The organism is Methylomonas sp. BG-2, from assembly GCF_057766305.1.
This window is the reverse complement of sequence record NZ_JBYMAP010000055.1, coordinates 1-21,344: the sequence shown is the minus strand read 5'-3', so window position 1 is coordinate 21,344 and position 21,344 is coordinate 1. Positions and strand designations below refer to the sequence as shown.

Below are 21,344 nucleotides of genomic sequence, written 5' to 3'. Positions count from 1 at the left end.
TCCGCCGTAGCAATTCCATCGTATTCTGAATATGTCGCCCAAGGAAACAGAGCGGACGCCAAGGCGATACTTCTGGAAACAGCTCAATTTCTGGAAAGAAACTACACCGAGGCCAACACCTATAGTAAAGACTCTGCGGGAAACGATTTGACGATCCCGTTTACTACGTCTCCAAAGACTGGCACGGCACTTTACAACATATCAGCTGCTTTAACACCTACAACTTTTCTTATTTCCGCAACACCGGTGTCTGGTGAACGCATGGACGGTGATAAATGCGGCACCTTATCCTTAAACCAATTGGGGCAAAAGAGTGTGGCATCCGCCTCTCTTGACGCCGATACATGTTGGAGAAAATAACGGTTAATTCAAAGGATTAACATGGCATCGCCATAGCTAAAAAAGCGATAGCGTTGCGCTATCGCATGGCGATAAGCCGCCATGACGTTTTCGTACCCGGCGAAGGCGGAAATCAGCATCAGTAACGTCGATTCCGGTAAATGAAAGTTGGTTAGCATGGCATCGACCGATTTGAAACCGTAACCCGGCGCAATGAATAAATCGGTTTCGCCGATTCCCGCTTTGAGTTCGCCTCCGATGCTGGCGGATTCCAAAGCCCTGACCGCGGTGGTGCCCACGGCGACGACCCACCCACCGCGCGAACGGGCGCGCATTACCGCCGCCACGCATTCCTCGGTGACTTCGTAAAATTCCTTGTGCATCGTATGTTCGCTCAGATTTTCCACGCGTACCGGCCGGAAGGTACCGCTGCCGACATGTAAGGTCACGAAGGTGCGTTGCACGCCTTTTTCCGCCAACCTGACCAAAACGTCTTCGTCGAAATGCAGGCCTGCCGTCGGCGCGGCAACGGCACCAGCCCGGCTGGCAAACACGGTTTGGTAGCGTTCCAGATCGCCGGCATCGTCAGTTCTTTGAATGTAAGGTGGTAGAGGCATGTGGCCTATGCAGGCCAACACCTCCAGCACGGTCGCGTCGGCTTCCAATCTCAAGCGAAACAAATCGCTCTCGCGGTCGATGACTCTGAATACCGTCCCGTTGCCCAATAACAACGGCGCACCCGGCTTGGGTGATTTACTGGCTTTGACGTGCGCCAGCACTTGCTGTTCGGTTTCGATGCGTTCGATCAGGATCTCGACACGCCCACCAGTTGCCTTTTCAGCAAACAAGCGGGCCGGTATGACCTTGGTGTCGTTGAACACCAATAAATCGTCCGGAGTCAACTGTTGGACAATATCTAGAAAATGGGCATCGCGTAACGCCCCGCTCCGTCTGTCCAGGCACAGCATCCGACTGGCGCTGCGCTCCGGTAAAGGTTGCTGGGCGATTAAATCGTCGGGCAAGTGGTAATAAAAGTCGCTTTTCTTCATTCGCAATAGTTAAAGAATGCCGAAGGCTCGCGGTAAAGCGATCGATCTCGGAAAAAATTAAGGAGGGGATTTTACTCGGACAGGCGGTCTGGCGACCGGAAGGTAGATCGCTAGGCGCCGGTGTTGCCACTGGAAAAGATGCGAATTTCAGCGACAATTGCCCTCAGCTCGGGGTCATCCGGCTGATCATCGCTAGTGAACAGACGTAACAATAAACTGTCCTCACAGGCCAGCAATCTCTCAAAGGCCCGTCGCTGGGCCTTAGCGGCCTTGAAATAGCCAAACTCCAGATAACGCGCTAATAGTAAATCCAGTTCCAACGTCCCGCGTCGACACCGCCAACGCAGCTTATCGATTTCGCTCATCTAACGTTCGCGCGTTACCAACAGTTTTTTAATTTCGGCAATCGCTTGCGCCGGATTCAAACCTTTCGGACAGGTATCGGTGCAATTCATGATGGTGTGACACCGATATACCTTAAACGCGTCGTCGAGTTGCGCCAAGCGCTCCGCGTCGCTATCGTCGCGGCTATCCGCCAGCCAACGGTAGGCTTGAAGCAGTATCGCCGGCCCCAGGTAACGGTCGCTGTTCCACCAATAGCTCGGGCAACTGGTTGAACAACAGGCGCACAGCACGCATTCGTAAAGACCGTCCAACTTGGCCCGATCGTCACGGCTTTGCAGGCGCTCATGGTCAACCGGCGCTTCCGCGCTGTTAGTCAACCAAGGGTTGATGGAAGCATATTGTTCGAAGAAGTGGGTCATATCGGCCACCAAGTCCTTGACCACGGCCATGTGCGGCAACGGAAAGATCTTGATGGTCCCGGAATAGTCGGCGATGGCCTTGGTACAGGCCAAGGTGTTTCCGCCGTTAATATTCATAGCACAAGAACCGCAGACCCCTTCCCGACAGGAGCGGCGAAAGGCCAGCGTCGAGTCGATCTCGTTCTTGATTTTCAAGATGGCGTCCAGCACCATCGGCCCGCATTGATCCATGTCGATTTCATAGCGATCGATACGTGGATTTTCGCCGCTGTCCGGGTCCCAGCGATAAACTTCGAACACCCGAACGTGCGTTGCTCCAGGCGCCGGAAAGTGCTTGCCGGGCATCGGCCGGGAATTTTTCGGTAGCGCAAACTCAACCATTAATAAACCCTCTCTTTCGGCGCGACGACTTCGACTTCGTCGGTCAGCGTGTACAGATGCACCGGTCGATAGTCGATTTTGACGCGATTGTTTTCCCGCCAAGTCAACGTGTGTTTCAACCAATTTTCGTCATCCCGCTGTGGATAGTCTTCCCGAGCGTGACCACCGCGGCTTTCCCGACGGTTACCAGCGGCATTCATCGTAACTTGAGCTTGTCCCAATAAATTGTCGAGCTCGAGGGTTTCGACCAGATCGGTATTCCAAATCAACGAACGATCGCCGAGTTTGACGTCCGCGAACGACTCGGAAATTTCCGCCATCGCCGTGATACCTTCATCGAGCGTGGTTTGAGTACGAAACACCGCCGCCTTGGACTGCATCGTGGTTTGCATGTCCATGCGGATCTCCGCGGTCGTCCGGCTACCGTTGCCGTGACGAATTCGGTCGAATCGCGCCAGCGCGGCTTCGCAAGCGTCTTTCGCCAACGGCTGCAGCGGCATGCCCGGCTTAATCAATTCGGTGCAGCGGATGGCCGCCGCTCGACCGAACACCACCAAATCCAACAGCGAATTGGAGCCCAGACGATTGGCACCGTGTACCGACACGCAAGCGGTCTCGCCGATCGCCATTAAACCGGGAACGACGGAATCCGGGTCGCCATCCTTCAACGTCACCACTTCGGCCCGATAGTTGGTCGGAATGCCGCCCATGTTGTAATGTACGGTCGGCAACACTGGAATCGGCTGTTTAGTCACATCCACTCCGGCGAATATCCGGGAAAGCTCGGCGATGCCGGGCAATCGCTCGTGGACGACGGCCGGATCGAGATGCTCCAAGTGAAGATGAACATGGTCCTTTTTCGGTCCCACGCCGCGACCGGCATTGATTTCGACGGTAATCGCCCGACTGACGACGTCTCGGGAGGCCAGATCGTGCGCTTGCGGCGCGTAGCGCGGCATGAAGCGCTCGCCCTCCGAGTTGGTCAAATAACCGCCCTCGCCGCGCGCGCCCTCGGTAATCAAGCAACCTGCGCCGTATATGCCGGTCGGATGAAACTGGACGAACTCCATGTCCTGCAGCGGCAATCCGGCTCGCAACACCATGCCGTTACCGTCGCCGGTTACGGTGTGCGCGGAGGTGCAGGAAAAATAGGCCCGACCGTAACCGCCGGTGGCCAGTACCGTTTGATGGCCCCGAAACAAATGAATCGTACCGTCGTCCAGGCACCAAGCCAACACGCCGCGACACTCGCCGTCCTCCATGATCAAGTCCAGCGCGATGTATTCGACGAAGAATTCCGCCTTGTGCTTCAACGCTTGCTGATACAAGGTATGCAAGATCGCGTGGCCGGTGACATCGGCGGCTGCGCAAGTGCGCTGCGCTTGGCCCTTACCGTAATTGATCGACATACCGCCAAACGCCCGTTGATAAATCTTGCCGTCCGCAGTCCGGGAAAACGGCACGCCGTAGCGTTCCAGTTCGATGACGGCCGGAATCGCTTCCCGGCACATATACTCGATCGCATCCTGATCGCCCAGCCAATCCGAACCTTTCACGGTATCGTACATATGGAAGCGCCAGTCGTCCTCGCCCATATTGCCGAGCGCGGCACTGATGCCGCCTTGGGCGGCCACGGTATGGCTGCGCGTCGGAAACACCTTCGTAATGCATGCCGTCTTCAAGCCTTTTTCGACCATGCCAAATGTCGCCCGCAAACCGGCGCCGCCGGCGCCCACCACGACCACGTCGTGTTGATGCTCGATAATTTCGTAAGCCGCAGCCATTAATCAGTTTCCCGTCCAAATCATGGCCATCGCGGCCAACGCCAACAATCCCAAAATGCCGAATACCCCATGGACAGCACCGATCGCGATTAGGCGCAGCTTCGGATTCGACACGTAATCCTCCAACACCACCTGTAAACCCAGTGCGGCATGGTATATCGTCAGCAGCATCCACAGCGACACCGCCAATCCATTCAGCGGTTGCACCAGCCAAGCTTTGGTTTCAACATGCGGCGCATGCAGCAACTTGTCGAACCAGAGCAATAACCAAACCGTCAACGGTATCAGCAACAGCGCGGTCAGGCGCTGATGCAACCAGTGACGAACCGGATGTCCTTTTGCCGCCGAGTCGGCGGCAGCGTTCCTTAGAGACTGTGCCATTTGGTACTCGTCAAGTTAAGAAATAAAAGTGAACAAGAATAGCAAGACGGCGCCACCTAGCTCGAATACCGCGTAACGGGTCAACGCCGCTTTTTCGAAGGTTTTTCCGACATCCCATATCAAGTGCCGAACGCCGTGGCACAGGTGAAAATACAGCGCGAAAATAATGCCCCAATAAACCAGCCGCGATGGCGGCCAAGCTAGGCATGCTTGAAAACTGGCGTATTTTTCGGGGCCGGCGGCAATCGCAAATAACGCAACGACCGCGAACAGCAAGGCCACCGACAACAATACACCGGTAATTCGATGCGTGATCGAAATCAAACCGGTAATCGGCAAACGGTAAACTTGCAAATGCGGCGACAAGGGCCGGTTGTGAGCTGCCATGAGTGACCTCGTTAAGCTTGGCGTATCGGTTAAAAATCCACGCAACGGCCCTTGCGTTCCCAGTCGCCATACCGAGTCGGCTCGGGCCCTTGGGGACCGCCGATTTCCCGTCGCTCGCCTGGTTTCTGCAGGGGCGCGGCTGGCCGGGAGGCCTGACTAGCCTGATCCGGTCTCGGTGCTTCCGGCTTATCCGTTGCAGACACGGGTGTCGCCTGAACGTTGGCCCTTGGGCAGAAAATCTCGGCGGGCCGGGCCAATATAGAGCTGCCGCGGTCGACCGATCGGTAGCGCCGGTTCTTCCATCATCTCCAACCAATGCGCGACCCAGCCGGCGGTCCTAGCAATGGCAAACATTACGGTAAACATATCGACCGGGATATTTAACGCTTTATAAATAATGCCCGAATAGAAATCCACATTGGGATAGAGTTTTTTCTCGATAAAGTAATCGTCGTTCAAGGCTTGCTCTTCCAATGCCAAGGCCAAATCAAACAGCGGATCACTTTTTTGGGTGCGGGCCAAAACGTCGTGGCAGGTCTTGCGAATTATCGTCGCGCGTGGGTCGAAATTTTTGTAAACCCGATGTCCGAATCCCATTAGACGGAAGGGATCGTCATGATCCTTAGCCTTGGCAATGAATTTTGGAACATTCTCGGCGCTGCCAATTTGCGCCAACATCGTAAGCACCGCCTCGTTCGCGCCGCCGTGGGCCGGTCCCCAAAGCGCCGCGATACCGGCCGCGATGCAAGCGTATGGATTGGCGCCGGTGCTGCCGGCCAATCGTACCGTGGAGGTACTGGCATTCTGCTCGTGGTCGGCATGCAGGATAAACAACAGATTCAGTGCCTTGACCAAGTACGGGTCGATGTAATGATCTTGGTCGATGTAGTTTTGCGAGGAACGCGAAAACATCATGTTTAGGAAATTCTCGCAGTAGCTCAAGTCGATTCGAGGATAAACGAAGGGACGCCCCACCGAGTGGCGATATGACGCTGCGGCAATTGTCGGCATTTTGCCGATTAATCTGGCCGCGCAAACCTTGCGGTGCGAGGGATCCTTGATGTTCAGCTCACTGTGATAAAACGCCGACAACGACCCTACCACGCCGACCAACATCGACATGGGATGCGCGTCGTAATGAAAACCGTCGAAAAACTTGCGCAGAGACTCGTGGATGATGGCTCTATCACTAATCTCTTCGTTGAAATCGCGAAGCTCGGTCTGATTCGGTAGTTCGCCATTCATCAACAAAAAAGCGACTTCGGTGAATTCGCAATGCTCGGCCAACTGTTCTATCGGATAACCGCGGTATAACAAAATGCCGTTTTCACCGTCGATATAGGTGATTTTACTCTTGCAACTGGATGTCGCGATAAACCCCGGATCGTAGGTAAAACAGCCCAAATCTCGCGGCAATGCCCGAATATCGACCGAATCCGCACCCATCGTTCCCCGCAACAATGGATACTCCACTTCCCTTCCGGTGCCGGTATGCCTGACCAGCAAAGTGTCGTTTGCCATGGTTTCCTCAGTTTTCGATCGCGAAAGTTGGCTGATGGGTTTGGATTATCACACAGCCAAGCGAATCGACCAAACCTTAACCTTTGCGGCGGGACACGAGTAATCGCCACCGCCGGCGGCGAACCCTCGCGGTCGGCAACCGATTGGCAAATCGACCGAGCGCCCGATTCCAGATTGGTGGCCGAAATTGCCTCGGAGCGGCGATCAACCGGCCGCCATGCCGCAAGCACGATCCAGTCGCTTGTAAAAGCCTACAAAACCCGGTAAAAACCGCTATCCTAAACTTCGCCAAGCCCAGCCTCGGCCTTGCTATCCGTGGCCGTTTGGCGATGAACCAACCTCTTGCCTACCGAACAGGACACCATGAATCCGCAATACAGTTTTTCATTCAATTCAGGCGACGGCAAAAACAAGGCGCTGCTGGGCGGTAAAGGCGCCAATCTTTGCGAAATGACTCAGTTAGGCCTCAACGTGCCGCCCGGATTCGTCATTACCACTCAAACCTGTCTGCTGTACCTGGAAAACAAGCAGTTGCCGGCCGGTTTGTTGGACGAAGTCCGCGCACAGATTGCCGACATCGAACAAGCAACCGGCAAAACATTCGGCGGCGCCAGCGACCCGCTATTAGTCTCGGTGCGCTCTGGCTCGGCGATTTCGATGCCGGGCATGATGGACACCATCTTGAATCTCGGATTGAACAAGCAAACGCTGACCGGCTTGATCGAGATGACCGACGATCCGCGTTTTGCTTATGACGCCTATCGCCGCTTCATTCAATTGTTCGGTAAGGTCGCTCTCGGTATCGAGGACGAGAAATTCGACGCGCATTTCAACGAAGTCAAGCGCGCGGCCGGTATCAAGGCCGATGTCGCACTGAACAGCGAACAGCTTCAAGAAATCAGTAACCGGTTTCTAAAAGTGGTTCACGAGGAAACCGGCAAACCGTTTCCGGAAGATGTTTACGAACAGCTGGAAATTGCGATAAAGGCGGTCTTCAACTCCTGGCTCGGCAAGCGTGCCGTCGACTATCGAAGAGAATTCCACATCACGCCCGATGTCGCCAATGGAACAGCGGTCAACATTGTCACCATGGTGTTCGGCAACATGGGCGACGATTGCGCGACCGGCGTCGGCTTTACTCGAAATCCAGGCACCGGCGCCAACGAAATGTATGGTGAGTACTTAGTCAACGCTCAAGGCGAAGACGTGGTCGCCGGTATCCGCACCCCCAAGCCGGTGCAGGAAATGGCGCAGGAAATGCCTGAGCAATATCGGCAACTGGTGGAGCTGCGCAATAAACTGGAAGCGCACTACCGCGAAGTCCAGGATTACGAGTACACCATCGAACGCGGCGTGCTGTATTGCTTGCAAACCCGCAACGGCAAAATGAACGCGGCGGCGATGGTTAAAAGCTCGATCGACATGGTCAAGGAGGGTTTAATTGGCAAGGAACGCGCACTGCTGCGCATCAATCCCGAACTATTGGAACAACTGCTGCTGCCGCAACTGGCGCGAAACCACCACAATCAGCCGATCGCTCAAGGCCTGCCGGCCTCGCCAGGTGCCGCCTGCGGCAAATGCGTGTTCGATGCCGACACGGCCGTGCGCTTGGGCAAGACCGGCGAAGAGCTGATTCTGGTTAGAGAGGAAACCAAACCGGAAGACATTCACGGCTTTTTCGCCGCGCAAGGCGTACTGACCAGTCGCGGCGGCAAAACCTCGCACGCGGCGGTGGTCGCCAGAGGCATGGGCAAGGCCTGCGTGGCCGGTGCCGAGGACATCAAGGTCGATGTCCGGGCTCGCATCGCGATGGTCGGCGACATCTTAATCAAGGAAGGCGATTTGATCACGATAGACGGCAGCAACGGCAATATCTATCTCGGTCGAATTCCAACCATTCCACCTTCCTTTTCCGAGGAACTGAAAACATTATTGAGTTGGGCCGATAGCATCGCCGAATTAAGGGTACACGCCAACGTTGACACCCCGGAAACCGCGCGTCTGGCCGCCAGTTACGGCGCCAAGGGCGTCGGCCTTTGCCGGACCGAACGCATGTTCAACGCCGCCGATCGCTTACCGTTGGTCGTCGATATGATCCTGGCCCAAAACACCGAGGAACGCGAAGCGGCACTGGCTAAACTTTTCCCGATTCAGCGCGACGACTTCCAACAACTGTTCGAAGCCATGTCGCCGCACCCGGTCACGGTTCGCCTGCTCGATCCGCCGATGCACGAATTTCTGCCGAACGAGCATCAACTGCTGGACGAGATCGACGCGCTCAAACACTATCTAACCATCGTCAAGGGCCAGCGGGTCACGCTGGAAACCTTGGCCCGGCCGCACGAATTGCCGGCGCCGTTCAACCAACTGAATGAAGAAGTGGTTATCGACGCGCTGGCGAAAAAGCAGATGATGTTAAACAAGGTGCTCGAGCTTTACGAAGTCAACCCGATGCTGGGCCATCGCGGCGTTCGGCTGGGCATGAGTTATCCGGAAATTTACCGGATGCAAATTCGCTCGATTCTGGAAGCCGCGGCGCGCTGCGTCAAACAGAAGATCCCGGTCGAGCCGGAAATCATGGTTCCTCAAGTGATCACCGCGCAAGAACTGATCAAGGTTAGGCAATTCGTGGACGAAATTCAGGCCGAAGTGGAAAGCCAATACAAGCTGAAGCTCAACTTCAAATTCGGCACGATGATTGAAACCGTCCGCGCCTGCACCCGCGCCGACCGGCTGGCGAATACCGCCGCTTTCTTTTCATTTGGTACCAACGACCTAACCCAGGCCACGTTCTCGTTTTCGCGGGAAGACGCCGAGAACAAATTTTTACCCTTGTACGAAGAATCCGGGCTATTGCAGGACAATCCGTTCGAAACATTGGATGTGGAAGGCGTCGGCCGGCTGATGAAAATGGCCGTGGAATTGGGCCGTAAACAGCGCCCGGATTTGAAAATCGGCATCTGCGGCGAGCATGGCGGCCACCCGCGCTCGATTCGCTTCTGTCATAGCATCGGTTTGAATTACGTGTCTTGCTCCGCACCCAGAATTCCGATCGCCCGCTTGGCGGCGGCTCACGCCAAATTGTTGGAAGAGTCCGCCGGTTAACACGCTTTCGGCCGGCTCACGCCGGCCGAGGTCGCGCTCGCTAGCGTCCGACGCGGTTACGTCCCGATGCCTTGGCGTTGTATAAGGCTTGGTCGGCGGAGTGCAATAACTGTTCAAACTCCTGATGCTCGCCCGGCACGATCGTCGATACTCCCAAGCTAATCGTCACGAACTCGGATATCTTGGAATTCGGATGTGGTAATCGCATATTCTCGATAGCCTTTCTCAGAATTTCCGCCAACGCCAAGATTTGATTGGCGTCGCAAGCAGCCACCACGCAAAACTCCTCGCCGCCGTAACGGGCAATCAAATCGCCTGGCCGGCGAAAAAAACGCTTCAAGGTCCGCGCGACTTGGCGTAAACATTGATCGCCTTCGGGATGCCCGAGGCTATCGTTGTAGGCTTTGAAATAATCGATATCGATCATGATCATCGAGATCGGATATTGATGCCGCATCGCCCGTTTCCACTCCCGTTTGACGAAAGCGTCGTAATATCGGCGGTTGGGCAATAGTGTTAACGAATCCAAATAGGCCAATTGCAAACGGCTTTTCGCTTTGTCCAGGCGCTTGCTGAGTCGAACTTGCGCAAGGTAGGACAGCAGCAGCACGATAACGCCCACGCTGGCGATAATTCCGTGCGTGACGCCTAATTGACGTAAACGTTCGCTGATAAACGCATCGATACTGGCGACCGGGATACTGACGCTGATTGCGCCGCCGCCATCGTCGTCAAGGCCTACGCAAGTCGGGCAATTTTCGGCCGCGGGTAGCGGCGCGATATAGCGATAGTACGGCTGATTATCCAGTACCGCGATTCCCCTGACGCTGGTCTCGCCATTTCTAAAGGCCAGCAAGGCTCGCAATTCCCAATCGTCGGCCTTGTTGTCCGGCGACGAGGGCCGAATGCTGGCGACATGAAAACGAATCACGGTCTTGCTCTTGGCGGCATCCGCCAATTCGCGCGCCATTTGGGTGGGACCTATCCAGGCCAGACGGCGGCCATCCTTGGTTTCCAGCAATGGCGCGCCGGTTATTTCCGCGCGGATTTGACCGTCGTCAACGGCGTACACCCCGCCGTGCGAACTGTTCCATTGCCGAATCAACACAATGTGATCAAAAAACATTGCGGCCTGGCGAATAGCAATGTCCTCGGCATAGCGTTTCGTATCCTTAAGCTGCTGGTAGTAGCTTAGGCTGATCAGCATCATCCACAACACTGCGTAAACCAGGAACGTGATCCTTCTCATTAATTGATTGCCTCGAAATTACTACCTGTCTAATCGTGAAAGTTCGTCGCGCGCCTGTCAAACAACCATACTATGGAGACATGGCGAATACCAGCAAAAGCTGTCGCGGTTCGGCCGAATTGAATTAGGCGGATGATGCTGGCACTATAACGGAATATTTGTAGCAAATGAATGAAACCTTTCACCCTTTACCGATGACCGAATTCGATTCAGAACATGGGCCAGAACCTGAACACGACCACAATCTGTGCATCCGCAACGCCATCAGTTTAGCCGAACAACTTTGCTTGTCACGCGGCGTGCAACTGACGCCAATCCGCCACAAAGTCCTGGAACTGATCTGGAACAGCCACAAAGCCGTCAAAGCCTACGACCTGCTCGACCAACTTCGACCGGTCAACGATGCCGCCAAGCCCTCCACCGTTTACCGCGCCCTGGACTTTTTATTGGAGCAAGGTTTGATTCACAGAGTCGAAAGCCTTAACGCGTTCGTTGGCTGCCACCGTTCCGGCACCCAGCACGATCAGTTGCTATTGATCTGCACCGCCTGCCATACCGTCGAAGAACGCGGCGCGCCGAGCGTGATCCAGTCCTTGAGCGAGGAACTGCGGGCCGCCGGCTTTTCCCCCCAGCGCAAAACCATCGAAATTCATGGACTGTGTCGCAGTTGTCGGCCCCAATAACTACAATCGCGGGAAAAGCCGGCAAACATTGACCCAGATCAACGTAGACCCGAGGAAAATCGATACGATACGCCCATGTCACACGCTTTCCTACCGTTGACATGATCCTCTTGAAAGATAGATGCCTGGGCGGGAACCTTAAAAACTCCCGCCCTTTTTTTATGCGCCGGCTCTGGTTCATGCGCTTATCTTTTATAATTCCGGCTTGACCTTAAACCCGCCGGTACCATGCTCTCCGATAGTCAACGACAAATTCTCGATCTAACCAGCTTAACGATCAGCGCCGACCAATTCACTCGCGTCGAAGGGCTACTTGCCGATACCTCGGCGGTAAACGCCGCCAGCGACGAAGATTTAATTGCCGCGCTTAAGATCGCCAACGCGCTCTACCGGGCCGGCGACCCCGTCGTCGCCGACGCCGATTACGATTTCGTGTATCTGACCGAATTAAAACGGCGCCAGCCCGAGCATCCTCTGCTTCATGAAGTCGAGCCCGAGCCGGCATTTGCCGGCAAGACCGTCGATTTACCGGTGGTGATGCTGTCCACCGACAAGGCCTACAGCCGCGAAGACATTGAACGCTGGGCGGCACGGATCGAAAAGGCCGCCACCGACACCGGCAAAGACTTTAGCGCGCTGACCTTCAAGGTGACACCCAAATTGGACGGCTACGCCGCCTACGACGACGGCCAACTGCTGTATACCCGGGGCGACGGCCGCAAGGGCCAGGACATTACCCGGGTGTTCGAGCGCGGGTTGCAAGTTGCCGGGCACGGCGCGCGCGGCTTGGGTGCCGGCGAAATCGTCGTCGGCCGCCGCTATTTCGACGAGAATCTGGCCGATTACTTCGACAATCCGCGCAACTTCCAAGCCAGCGTCATCAAGGAAAAAGAGCTGGAAGAACACGCCGTAAAAGCCATTGCCGACCACGCGGCGGTGTTTTTTCCGTTTGCCTTGCTGCCCCATTGGGCCGGACCGTGGAGCGAACTGATCGCCGATTTCGACGCGATCGTGCAAGACATCTGGCACAAGGTCGACTACGACGTGGACGGCGTCATCCTCGAAATCACCGACGACGCACTGAAAGCCTTCCTCGGCGCCACCCGCCATCACCACCGCTGGCAAATCGCCTACAAGGAAAATCTGGCCACCGCCGAAGTCAAAGTCGTCAGCGTAACCCCGCAAACCTCGCGTTCCGGCCGGATCACCCCGGTCGCGGAACTGGAACCGACCCGCCTGAGCGGCGCCCTGCTCTCCCGCGCCACCGCTCACCATTACAAAATGGTGCTCGACAAGGGTATTGGCCCCGGCGCGCTGATCCGGCTGGCCCGTTCCGGCGAAGTCATTCCCAAAATCGAAGCCGTCATTCATCCGGCGGAGCCGAACCTGCCGACGCAATGCCCCAGTTGCGGTCACGCGCTGATTTGGGATAACGATTACCTGATCTGTCCCAATAACCTCGGTTGTCCGGCCCAGATCAGCAACAGCATGGAGCATTTTTTCCGGGTTCTGAAAAACAACGACGGCTTCGGCGCCGCGACCATCAAAAAGCTTTACGAAAATCGCATCCGCCGCGTCGACGAAATCTATGCGCTGACTACCGAGCAATTCGAAGCCATGGGCTTCGGCCCGAAACAGTCGCAAAACCTGATCGAACAACTGTTGCGCAGTCGTAGCGAAGCGGTCGAGGACTGGCGTTTTCTGGCCGCATTCGGGGTGTTTCGAATGGGTTTGGGCAATTGCGAACGGCTGCTGGCTCACTATTCGCTTAACCAGATTTTCGAGTTGGCCGAAGCCGACATCGTCGCCATCGAGGGTTTCGCCGAAAAAACCGCCGCGGTCATCCGCGAAGGCTTCGCCAATATCAAACCCTTATTCGATACGCTGACGGCACTGGGCTTTAATCTGCAAGCCAGCCAGCGCCAAGCCGATGCGTCCGCTCACCCGTTAGCCGGCAAGACCCTGGTCTTCACCGGCACCCTGCACAGCGGCAGCCGCGACGACCTCGCCAAGCAAGCCAAGGCCAAGGGCGCCAAGGTCGGCAGTTCGGTATCCGCCAAAACCGACTATCTGGTGGCCGGCGATAACGTCGGCGCCAACAAAACCGCCGCCGCCCGCGACAAGGGCGTGACCGTCATCAACGAAGCGGAATTTCTGCAACTGTTAAACGGAGACATGGAATGAGCCGCCCCATCGTGTTGTGTTTTTCCGGCCACGATCCCAGCGGCGGTGCCGGCGTGCAAGCCGACATCGAAACCATCGTCAGCCACCGCTGCCACGCTGCCAGCATCATCACCGCTTTGACCGAACAGGACAGCCGCAACGTCAGAAATGTCTTGCCGCAACGGCCGCGGGACATCATCAGCCAAGCGCAAACCCTACTGGACGATTTTCAGGTCGCCGCGATCAAGATCGGCCTGCTCGGTTCGGCCGAAATCGCCGTCGCGGTCGCCGACGTCATCCGCCAAGCCCGCAAGGTGCCGGTCGTTCTCGATCCGGTGCTGGCCGCCGGCGGCGGCACCGATCTGGCCGGCACGGAACTGATCGCCGCCATCGTCGAACATTTGCTGCCTTTATCGACGCTGGCAACACCCAACAGCATCGAAGCCCGCCGCTTGACCGGTCTTGACGATTTGGCCACCTGCGGCGCCAAACTGCGGCAATTCGGCGCCGAACACGTCTTGATCACCGGCACCCACGAGGATTCCGCGTTAGTCCGCAACCGGCTGTTCGGCCCGGACGAGCTGGACGAGACCTTTCACTGGGAGCGCCTGCCCTACCACTACCACGGCTCGGGCTGTACCTTGGCAAGCGCCGTCGCCGCGCTATTGGCGCAAGGCTTGGATTTGTTCAGCGCCATCAACGAAGCCCAGGAATTCACTTGGCAAAGCCTGCAAGCCGCTTACCGCCCCGGCCAAGGGCAGCACAATCCGGAGCGTTGGTTTTGGCTGGATTCCTGACGTTTCCCCGGCGCGGCCTGTACGCGATCACCCAAACCGAGGGCAAATCCATCGCCCAAGTCCTTGCCGAGGTCGAAGCGGCCCTGCAAGGCGGCGCGGTTGTCGTGCAATACCGCGACAAACAACCGCTGGACGCCGCCCGACTGGCCCGCGAACTGCTCGCCGTTTGCCATGCCTATCACGTCCCGCTGCTGATTAACGACAGCGTCGAGCTGGCGGCCGAAATCGGTGCCGACGGCGTGCATCTGGGCCGCGACGACGGCGACATCGCCGCCGCCAGAACCGCGCTCGGCAGCCGGGCGATCATCGGCGTGTCCTGCTACAACGACTTGGACCGCGCGATACGGGCGGAAAGCGCCGGCGCCGATTACGTCGCCTTCGGCCGCTTCTTTCCGTCCGGCTCCAAACCGCTGGCGGCACCAGCCGAGACCGCCACGCTATCGCTGGCCAAACAAACGCTACACCTGCCGATCGTCGCGATCGGCGGCATCCTGCCCGATAATGCTGGACAGTTGCTGGCGGCCGGCGCAGACTTGCTGGCGGTGATCGGCGGCCTGTTCGACACCGAAGCGCTGACCGCCGCCCGCCGCTTTCAAGCTTTGTTTCAAGCTCGGGGAGAACGCCATGCCTGACCACGTGTATCAAAAAATCGAGCTGACGGGCTCATCTACCGTCAGCATCGAAAACGCCATCGAAAACGCGGTTGCCAAAGCCGGCGAAACTATCAAGACCTTGCGCTGGTTCGAAGTGGTCGAAACCCGCGGCCACATCGACAACGGCAAGGTCGCGCACTGGCAAGTGACGCTGAAGGTCGGGTATACCCTACCGTAAACCTCGCGCCCGCCATGATGCCGACATCGACAGGGCGCCGCCTCGCCTGCTATTTGATGCTGCTGGCCGGTGCCGGCCACGCGGCGACATGGCGAGTCGGACCAACCCGCGAATTTAAGTTCCCCAGTCAGGCGGCCCAAGTCGCGCGCGATTTCGATACCGTCGAAATCGACGCCGGCCGCTACGCCGGCGACGTGGCCAGTTGGCCGCAGCACGGCCTGACGCTACGCGGAATCAACGGCCGCGCCCATTTGGACGCACAGGGAAACAACGCCGAAGGCAAGGCCATTTGGGTCGTCAAAGGCAACGACGTCACGATAGATGCCATCGAATTCTCGAACGCGCGAGCCGACGCGCTAAACGGCGCCGGCATCCGCTTCGAGGGCACCAATCTGACCATTCGCAACAGTCATTTTCACGACAACCAGATGGGCATTCTGACCGGCCCCAATCCCGGTAGCGAAATCGTCATCGAAGGCTCCGAATTCAACGACAACACCGTCGATTATCGGCGATACGGCAAGCTGGGCCACAACATCTACATCGGCGCCGTCAAGCGCTTCACGCTCAGCCACTGTTACGTGCACGACGCCGAAACCGGCCACAACGTCAAATCCAGGGCCCGCGAAAACTATCTACTGTACAACCGCATCAGCGACGAAGACCGCGCCTCGAGCTATCTGGTGGATCTGCCCGACGGCGGACAGGCGTATTTGATCGGCAACGAACTGCGGCAAGGTCCGCAATCGGAAAACCGGGCCATGCTGGCGTTTGCCGCCGAGCATAACCAAACGCTAGCCGATCAAACTCTGTATTTGGTCAATAACACGCTGATCGACGATAGGCCGGACGGCCAGTTTCTCAACAACCACGGCAATACGCCGGCCGTACTGGTGAATAATTTGATGGTAGGCGGATTGACTGGATTGGATACCGACATCCGGCGCCACAACATCGTGGCCCAGCACGAGAAATTCGCCGACCGCCAAGGCTTAGACCTGCGCCTCACCGCCGGTGCCGCCGCGATCGACCAGGGTGCGGCGCCGGGCGTCGCCCCGAATGGTTATTCGTTAGTGCCGACCTTCGAATATCGCCATCCGGCCGGCCTGACCCGGCGGCCGCGGGCCGGAAACCTCGATGTCGGCGCCCACGAATTCGCCGCCGGCGCGGCGGCACTACGCTAAATGGTCATTTCCGCCTGCAGCAGGCGCAGTTGATCGCGGACGCGCGCGGCGTCCTCGAATTCCAGATTTTTAGCGTGCTGGAACATTTTTTCTTCCAGTTGCTTCAGGGTCTTGGCGGCCTGCTTGGGCGTCAGCGACTGGTATTCGCCGGCCGGTTCGGCGGCCTTGGCTCGGGCGTGGCTGATCGAGCCGCCGGCGCCGGGGATAGACAGTTCCAGAATGTCGGTGACCGATTTGAATACGGTGCGCGGCTGGATGCCATGTTCGGCGTTGAATGCGATCTGTTTGTCGCGGCGGCGTTCGGTTTCGTCGATGGCTTGCTGCATCGAGCGAGTGATTTTGTCGCCGTACAGTATCACCTTGCCGTTGGCGTTGCGGGCGGCGCGGCCTATGGTTTGGATCAGCGAGGTCAGCGACCTTAAAAAGCCTTCCTTGTCGGCGTCCAATATCGCCACCAGCGACACTTCCGGAATATCCAGCCCTTCCCGCAACAGGTTGATGCCGACCAGCACGTCGAACACACCCAGGCGCAGGTCGCGGATGATTTCCACCCGCTCGACGGTCTCGATATCCGAGTGCAGATAACGCACCTTGATACCGTGTTCCAGCAAGTAGTCGGTCAAATCCTCGGACATGCGCTTGGTCAGCGTCGTCACCAGCACTCGCTCCCGAACGGCAATGCGCAGATTGATTTCGGACAGCAAGTCGTCGACTTGAGTCGTGGCCGGCCGGACTTCGACCAGGGGATCGACCAGGCCGGTCGGCCTGACCACTTGTTCGACCACCGCGCCGGAATGCTCTTTCTCGTACCCGCCCGGCGTGGCCGACACGTAGATGCGCTGGCCGCAGATGCGCTCGAACTCGTCGAACATCAGCGGCCGGTTATCCAGTGCCGACGGCAGCCGAAAGCCGTATTCGACCAGGGTTTCCTTGCGCGAACGGTCGCCTTTATACATCGCGCCGATCTGCGGCACCGTGACGTGACTTTCGTCGATGATCACCAACGCATCGCTCGGCAGATAATCGAACATGGTCGGCGGCGATTCGCCGGAATTGCGATCCGACAGATGCCGCGAGTAGTTCTCGATGCCGGAGCAATAGCCGACTTCCAGAATCATCTCGATGTCGAACAGGGTACGTTGCTCCAAGCGCTGCGCTTCGACCAGTTTATGGTTGTCGCGCAACTGCTCCAGCCGTTCGGCTAGTTCAACCTTGATTTTCTCGACGGCGCTGAGCAACTGGTCGCGCGGCGTCACGTAATGGTTTTTCGGATAAATCGTATAGCGCGTCACCCGTTGCACGACTTCGCCGGTTAGCGGATCGAACATCGACATCCGTTCCACTTCGTCGTCGAATAATTCGATGCGCAGCGCGTGTTCCTCGGACTCGGCCGGAAACACGTCGATGACCTCGCCCCTCACCCGGTAGGTACCGCGGCGCAGTTCGGTGTCGTTGCGGGTGTATTGCATTTCGGTGAGCCGGCGCAGCAGGTCGCGCTGCTTGACCATGTCGCCGCGCACCAGATGCAACACCATTTTGAAGTACGACTCCGGCTCGCCCAGGCCGTAGATCGCCGACACCGTGGCGACCACCACCGTGTCGCGCCGTTCCAGCAGTGCCTTGGTGGCGGACAAGCGCATTTGCTCGATGTGGTCGTTCAGCGAGGCGTCCTTGTCGATGAAGGTATCCGACGACGGAATATAGGCTTCCGGCTGGTAATAGTCGTAATAGGATACGAAGTATTCAACGCTGTTCTCCGGAAAAAACTCCTTCATCTCGCCGTACAACTGCGCGGCCAGCGTTTTGTTCGGCGCCAGGATCATCGCCGGCCGCTGAGTACGCTGGATCACGTTAGCGATCGTGAAGGTCTTGCCGGAGCCGGTTACGCCCAGCAGGGTCTGATGCAGTTCGCCGTCGTTCAAGCCCTCGACCAATTCAGCGATCGCGGTCGGCTGGTCGCCGGCCGGCTGGTAGTTGCTGCGGATTTTGAACGGCTTTTGGCCGCCGGCCAATTCGGCAATCTGGTCCAGCCCTTCCGGCCCGCCGCTAATCGCCACCTGACTGTATTCCATGCGCCGTTTGCTGGTCATCGCCCCGCCCTCGCGAATTATTGAAAGTGACAAGCGGAATCGGGTTGATCGTAACCCAAGGTATCCAGCTCGGTTTTCGGATGCAAAAAACCTTCGATCGGCGCTACCGATACCAGCGCGCGCGGGGCCGCCAGCAATATCGGCTGGCGCAACTGACCGTCCCAGCCTCGGAACGACAGCGGCATGCCCTTGTAGCCTTGCAATGCGAATTTATCGGACAGCATGTAGTCGCGGATCGGTCCGACCTGATTGGATTTGCTGCGCACCGCCGCCTCGCCGATGGCCCGCACCGCCAAATAGGCGCCGTAGTCGGCTTCTTCCATCCAGCGGCCGGTGCCGTCCTTGAAACGGTTTTGCAACTGCACCGCGCCCCATTGTTCGTGCGTCCGATGCCAGGAGGTGGCGACCAAGCCCTGGGTGCCGATGACCGGGCGCGGCAACCAGGTACGGTAATCCAGATATTCGCCGAATAGGCCTTGCTCGTCGGCCACCACCAGCACGTCGTAATCGTCGACCTGGGTGAATACCGGCACGTCGGATTGCGCGCTGCGGCGCGCGTCGAAATCGTTGCTCCATGCCTTTTCGGCCACCAGCTTCAAGCCGAAGCGCTTGGCCGCGCGCTTGATCGCCGCCGCGTAAGCCTGGTCGGCCGGTTCGCGGCCGGTCACCAAAAACCACTTCTGCCAACGCTTCTTCAATAGATACTGGGCCAGTGCGTCGGCGCGCATCGCCCGGCTCGGCAGCATGTGCAACAGATTGCGCCGACATTGGCCGGCCCGCAACTCGTCGTCGGTAGTGCTGGCGTCGAACAACAATTTACCTTGGGCGGCCGGCGCGTCTGCCAACTTGAGCATCAGCTCGGCCGGTAAATTCAACACCACCAAACCGGCATCGCCGGCCAACTGATTGAACGCCTGCAACGCGTCCCCGCCCACCGGTACGATCACCTTTTGCAAATCGTAGCGCTGGCCGGTGAATTGGCCGGTGGTATTGTTGTCGGCAATCGCCAACTCGGCGCCGACCATGCCTTTGTTTTGTATGAAGGGGTCGAGATTGGACAAGGCCGGCGGCGCCTCGACCTCTTGGCTGAAATAAACGATCTTGACGATTTGCTTGGCCGGCTCGGCGGCCGGTGCCGGCTTGGCCTCCTGTTTGGCCGGGGCTTTCGACGGCTTGGAGGGCGACTTCGCCGAAACGATGGCCGGCACCACGAGCAAGGCGGCGATCAATCCCCAACGAGCCCAACGATAGAATGGCTTCATGTCCTTCCAATAGTTTTCGCAAAACCTGGATTTTAGCGAATATTCATGCTGTAGCGTCAGCAATAATCCAGCAGGCGCTATTGAATTTCCAAGGCTTCCCGTCAATACTTAGCCACCTCTTAAACCGGCGCCTGTGCCATGTCCGAATCAGACTTCCCATTGCACGATCACGACGATTTGGACCGGGAGATCAACTTGGACGCCGATCAGCCGAACCAGCGCATGGCGGTACGTTACCGGCGAACCGACCTGCGGGCGGCGATCAAGGTACACAGCTTGCTGTTTCCACGTTTGTTTCAGGTGGCGCTGTACGACATTAGCAGCCGAGGCGCGGCGGTCATCAGTCAGGATAAGCTGAGCCGCAAAAGCAAGGTCAGCCTGTATCTGATGTTCCCCGACGGTGAACGCTTTGATGTCGTCGCCAGAGTAGTTCACTGCGACCACAAAAAGCAGCGTTACGGGCTGAAATTCGACGGTCGTCACGCCGCGCTGGCCGAACACCTGCTGCACACCCAAACCGACTTACATTTTAGCTAATCGCATTTATGCCCGTTCTTAGTCAAATTCACGTTTTCCCGGTCAAATCGCTGGCTGGTTTTCAGGTGGCGAGCTGGCCGGTGGACCAGCGCGGCTTGCAATACGACCGCAAATGGATGTTGGTCGATACCGACCGGCAATTTCTCAGCCAACGGCGCGTGCCGAAAATGGCCTTGATCAAAACCCGTATCGAGAACGATACGCTGATTTTATCGGCGCCCGGTCAATCCGATCTAAGCCTACCGCTACTAGCAGCCCCCGGCGAAGCGCTAGAAGTGACGGTTTGGGACGATCGTTGCACCGGCATAGGCGCCGGGGCTGACGCGGACGCCTGGTTGAGCCGATTTCTGGAACGCGATTGCCGATTGGTTCGGCAAGCGGACGACGACGTCCGCAAAGTCGATCCCGACTACGCCTTCGATACTGATCAGACCGGTTTTTCCGACGGCTTTCCATTTTTACTGGTCTCGGAAAATTCGCTGAGTGCCTTGAATGCGGCGATGCAATTGCCGTTGAGCATGAGCCGATTCAGGCCGAATTTGGTGGTCGCCGATTGTGACAGTTATGCCGAAGATACCTGGCGCCGTATCGCCATCAACGATATTGTGTTCCGCCTGCCCAAGCCTTGCTCCCGCTGCGCCATTCCAACCATCGATCCGGAAACAGCCATCGCCGGTAAGGAGCCGCTAACCACGCTAAACCGGCTACGCAAATGGAACAACAAAGTCTATTTCGGCCAAAATGCGTTGCATGACCGGACCGGCACGCTGAGTGTCGGTCAACCCGTTGTCATTCACGAAACCGGCGCGGCGCAACCGCCGCTAGCTAAAGACCGTT

21 protein-coding genes are annotated in these 21,344 nt (G+C 57.5%); 10 read left to right on the top strand and 11 right to left on the bottom strand.

Features of this window, described 5'->3' with window-relative positions; genetic code table 11:
* On the top strand, positions 1–360 hold a 360-nt coding region (locus AC3B8H_RS07440; RefSeq protein WP_488440969.1), incomplete at its 5' end, for a type IV pilin protein.
* An 8-nt stretch (positions 361–368) separates the two neighbouring features.
* Here the strand turns inward: AC3B8H_RS07440 and queA are convergent.
* From queA to AC3B8H_RS07400, 8 genes are all read right to left on the bottom strand, one after another.
* On the bottom strand, positions 369–1,388 hold the full coding sequence (gene queA, locus AC3B8H_RS07435; protein ID WP_488440968.1) for a tRNA preQ1(34) S-adenosylmethionine ribosyltransferase-isomerase QueA: 1,020 nt from the start codon (positions 1,386–1,388) through the stop codon (positions 369–371).
* A 110-nt stretch (positions 1,389–1,498) separates the two neighbouring features.
* Entirely contained in the window at positions 1,499–1,753 is a 255-nt protein-coding gene (locus tag AC3B8H_RS07430; protein ID WP_488440967.1) for an FAD assembly factor SdhE, read from the bottom strand.
* Positions 1,754–2,533: a succinate dehydrogenase iron-sulfur subunit gene (locus AC3B8H_RS07425; RefSeq protein WP_488440966.1), complete on the bottom strand. Its 780-nt coding sequence runs from the start codon at positions 2,531–2,533 to the stop codon at positions 1,754–1,756.
* Positions 2,533–4,317, bottom strand: a complete 1,785-nt coding sequence (sdhA, locus tag AC3B8H_RS07420; protein ID WP_488440965.1) for a succinate dehydrogenase flavoprotein subunit — start codon at positions 4,315–4,317, stop codon at positions 2,533–2,535. The genes AC3B8H_RS07425 and sdhA overlap by 1 nt, the downstream gene beginning before the upstream one ends.
* A 3-nt stretch (positions 4,318–4,320) precedes the next feature.
* Positions 4,321–4,698, bottom strand: coding sequence for a succinate dehydrogenase, hydrophobic membrane anchor protein (sdhD, locus tag AC3B8H_RS07415; RefSeq protein WP_488440964.1), 378 nt, complete (start codon positions 4,696–4,698; stop codon positions 4,321–4,323).
* 15 nt (positions 4,699–4,713) lie between these two features.
* Complete coding sequence (gene sdhC, locus AC3B8H_RS07410) at positions 4,714–5,085, bottom strand: succinate dehydrogenase, cytochrome b556 subunit (RefSeq protein WP_488440963.1); 372 nt, start codon at positions 5,083–5,085, stop codon at positions 4,714–4,716.
* Between the two features lie 29 nt (positions 5,086–5,114).
* The gene (locus AC3B8H_RS07405; protein WP_488440962.1) at positions 5,115–5,288 is read right to left on the bottom strand and encodes a DUF1674 domain-containing protein; all 174 of its coding nucleotides are present in this window, start codon (positions 5,286–5,288) and stop codon (positions 5,115–5,117) included.
* A complete protein-coding gene (locus tag AC3B8H_RS07400; protein WP_488440961.1) occupies positions 5,272–6,606 on the bottom strand; it encodes a citrate synthase in 1,335 nt (444 codons plus the stop codon). The genes AC3B8H_RS07405 and AC3B8H_RS07400 overlap by 17 nt, the downstream gene beginning before the upstream one ends.
* 363 nt (positions 6,607–6,969) lie before the next feature.
* On the opposite strand from AC3B8H_RS07400, the gene ppdK reads away from it, so the two are divergent.
* On the top strand, positions 6,970–9,711 hold the full coding sequence (gene ppdK, locus AC3B8H_RS07395) for a pyruvate, phosphate dikinase (RefSeq protein ID WP_488440960.1): 2,742 nt from the start codon (positions 6,970–6,972) through the stop codon (positions 9,709–9,711).
* 40 nt (positions 9,712–9,751) lie between these two features.
* Here ppdK and AC3B8H_RS07390 read toward each other — a convergent pair whose 3' ends face one another.
* Complete coding sequence (locus AC3B8H_RS07390; RefSeq protein WP_488440959.1) at positions 9,752–10,960, bottom strand: GGDEF domain-containing protein; 1,209 nt, start codon at positions 10,958–10,960, stop codon at positions 9,752–9,754.
* Positions 10,961–11,154: 194 nt separating this feature from the next.
* On the opposite strand from AC3B8H_RS07390, the gene AC3B8H_RS07385 reads away from it, so the two are divergent.
* The 6 genes from AC3B8H_RS07385 (at position 11,155) to AC3B8H_RS07360 (ending at position 16,618) form a co-directional block, all read left to right on the top strand.
* Complete coding sequence (locus tag AC3B8H_RS07385; protein ID WP_488440971.1) at positions 11,155–11,643, top strand: transcriptional repressor; 489 nt, start codon at positions 11,155–11,157, stop codon at positions 11,641–11,643.
* A 228-nt stretch (positions 11,644–11,871) separates the two neighbouring features.
* Positions 11,872–13,827, top strand: a complete 1,956-nt coding sequence (locus tag AC3B8H_RS07380) for a BRCT domain-containing protein (protein ID WP_488440958.1) — start codon at positions 11,872–11,874, stop codon at positions 13,825–13,827.
* Positions 13,824–14,603: a bifunctional hydroxymethylpyrimidine kinase/phosphomethylpyrimidine kinase gene (gene thiD, locus AC3B8H_RS07375; RefSeq protein ID WP_488440957.1), complete on the top strand. Its 780-nt coding sequence runs from the start codon at positions 13,824–13,826 to the stop codon at positions 14,601–14,603. The genes AC3B8H_RS07380 and thiD overlap by 4 nt, the downstream gene beginning before the upstream one ends.
* On the top strand, positions 14,600–15,235 hold the full coding sequence (gene thiE / locus AC3B8H_RS07370) for a thiamine phosphate synthase (RefSeq protein ID WP_488440970.1): 636 nt from the start codon (positions 14,600–14,602) through the stop codon (positions 15,233–15,235). The genes thiD and thiE overlap by 4 nt, the downstream gene beginning before the upstream one ends.
* Complete coding sequence (locus tag AC3B8H_RS07365) at positions 15,228–15,434, top strand: dodecin (protein ID WP_488440956.1); 207 nt, start codon at positions 15,228–15,230, stop codon at positions 15,432–15,434. The genes thiE and AC3B8H_RS07365 overlap by 8 nt, the downstream gene beginning before the upstream one ends.
* 14 nt (positions 15,435–15,448) lie before the next feature.
* On the top strand, positions 15,449–16,618 hold the full coding sequence (locus AC3B8H_RS07360) for a right-handed parallel beta-helix repeat-containing protein (RefSeq protein WP_488440955.1): 1,170 nt from the start codon (positions 15,449–15,451) through the stop codon (positions 16,616–16,618).
* Here AC3B8H_RS07360 and uvrB read toward each other — a convergent pair.
* Both uvrB and AC3B8H_RS07350 read right to left on the bottom strand, forming a co-directional pair.
* Positions 16,615–18,708: an excinuclease ABC subunit UvrB gene (uvrB, locus tag AC3B8H_RS07355; RefSeq protein WP_488440954.1), complete on the bottom strand. Its 2,094-nt coding sequence runs from the start codon at positions 18,706–18,708 to the stop codon at positions 16,615–16,617. The genes AC3B8H_RS07360 and uvrB overlap by 4 nt on opposite strands.
* A gap of 17 nt (positions 18,709–18,725) precedes the next feature.
* The gene (locus tag AC3B8H_RS07350) at positions 18,726–19,970 is read right to left on the bottom strand and encodes an ABC transporter substrate-binding protein (RefSeq protein WP_488440953.1); all 1,245 of its coding nucleotides are present in this window, start codon (positions 19,968–19,970) and stop codon (positions 18,726–18,728) included.
* A gap of 138 nt (positions 19,971–20,108) precedes the next feature.
* Here AC3B8H_RS07350 and AC3B8H_RS07345 point away from each other — a divergent pair, with 138 nt between their 5' ends.
* The gene (locus AC3B8H_RS07345; protein ID WP_488440952.1) at positions 20,109–20,507 is read left to right on the top strand and encodes a PilZ domain-containing protein; all 399 of its coding nucleotides are present in this window, start codon (positions 20,109–20,111) and stop codon (positions 20,505–20,507) included.
* An 8-nt stretch (positions 20,508–20,515) separates the two neighbouring features.
* The coding region (locus AC3B8H_RS07340) for an MOSC domain-containing protein (protein WP_488440951.1) at positions 20,516–21,344 on the top strand (829 nt) is incomplete at its 3' end.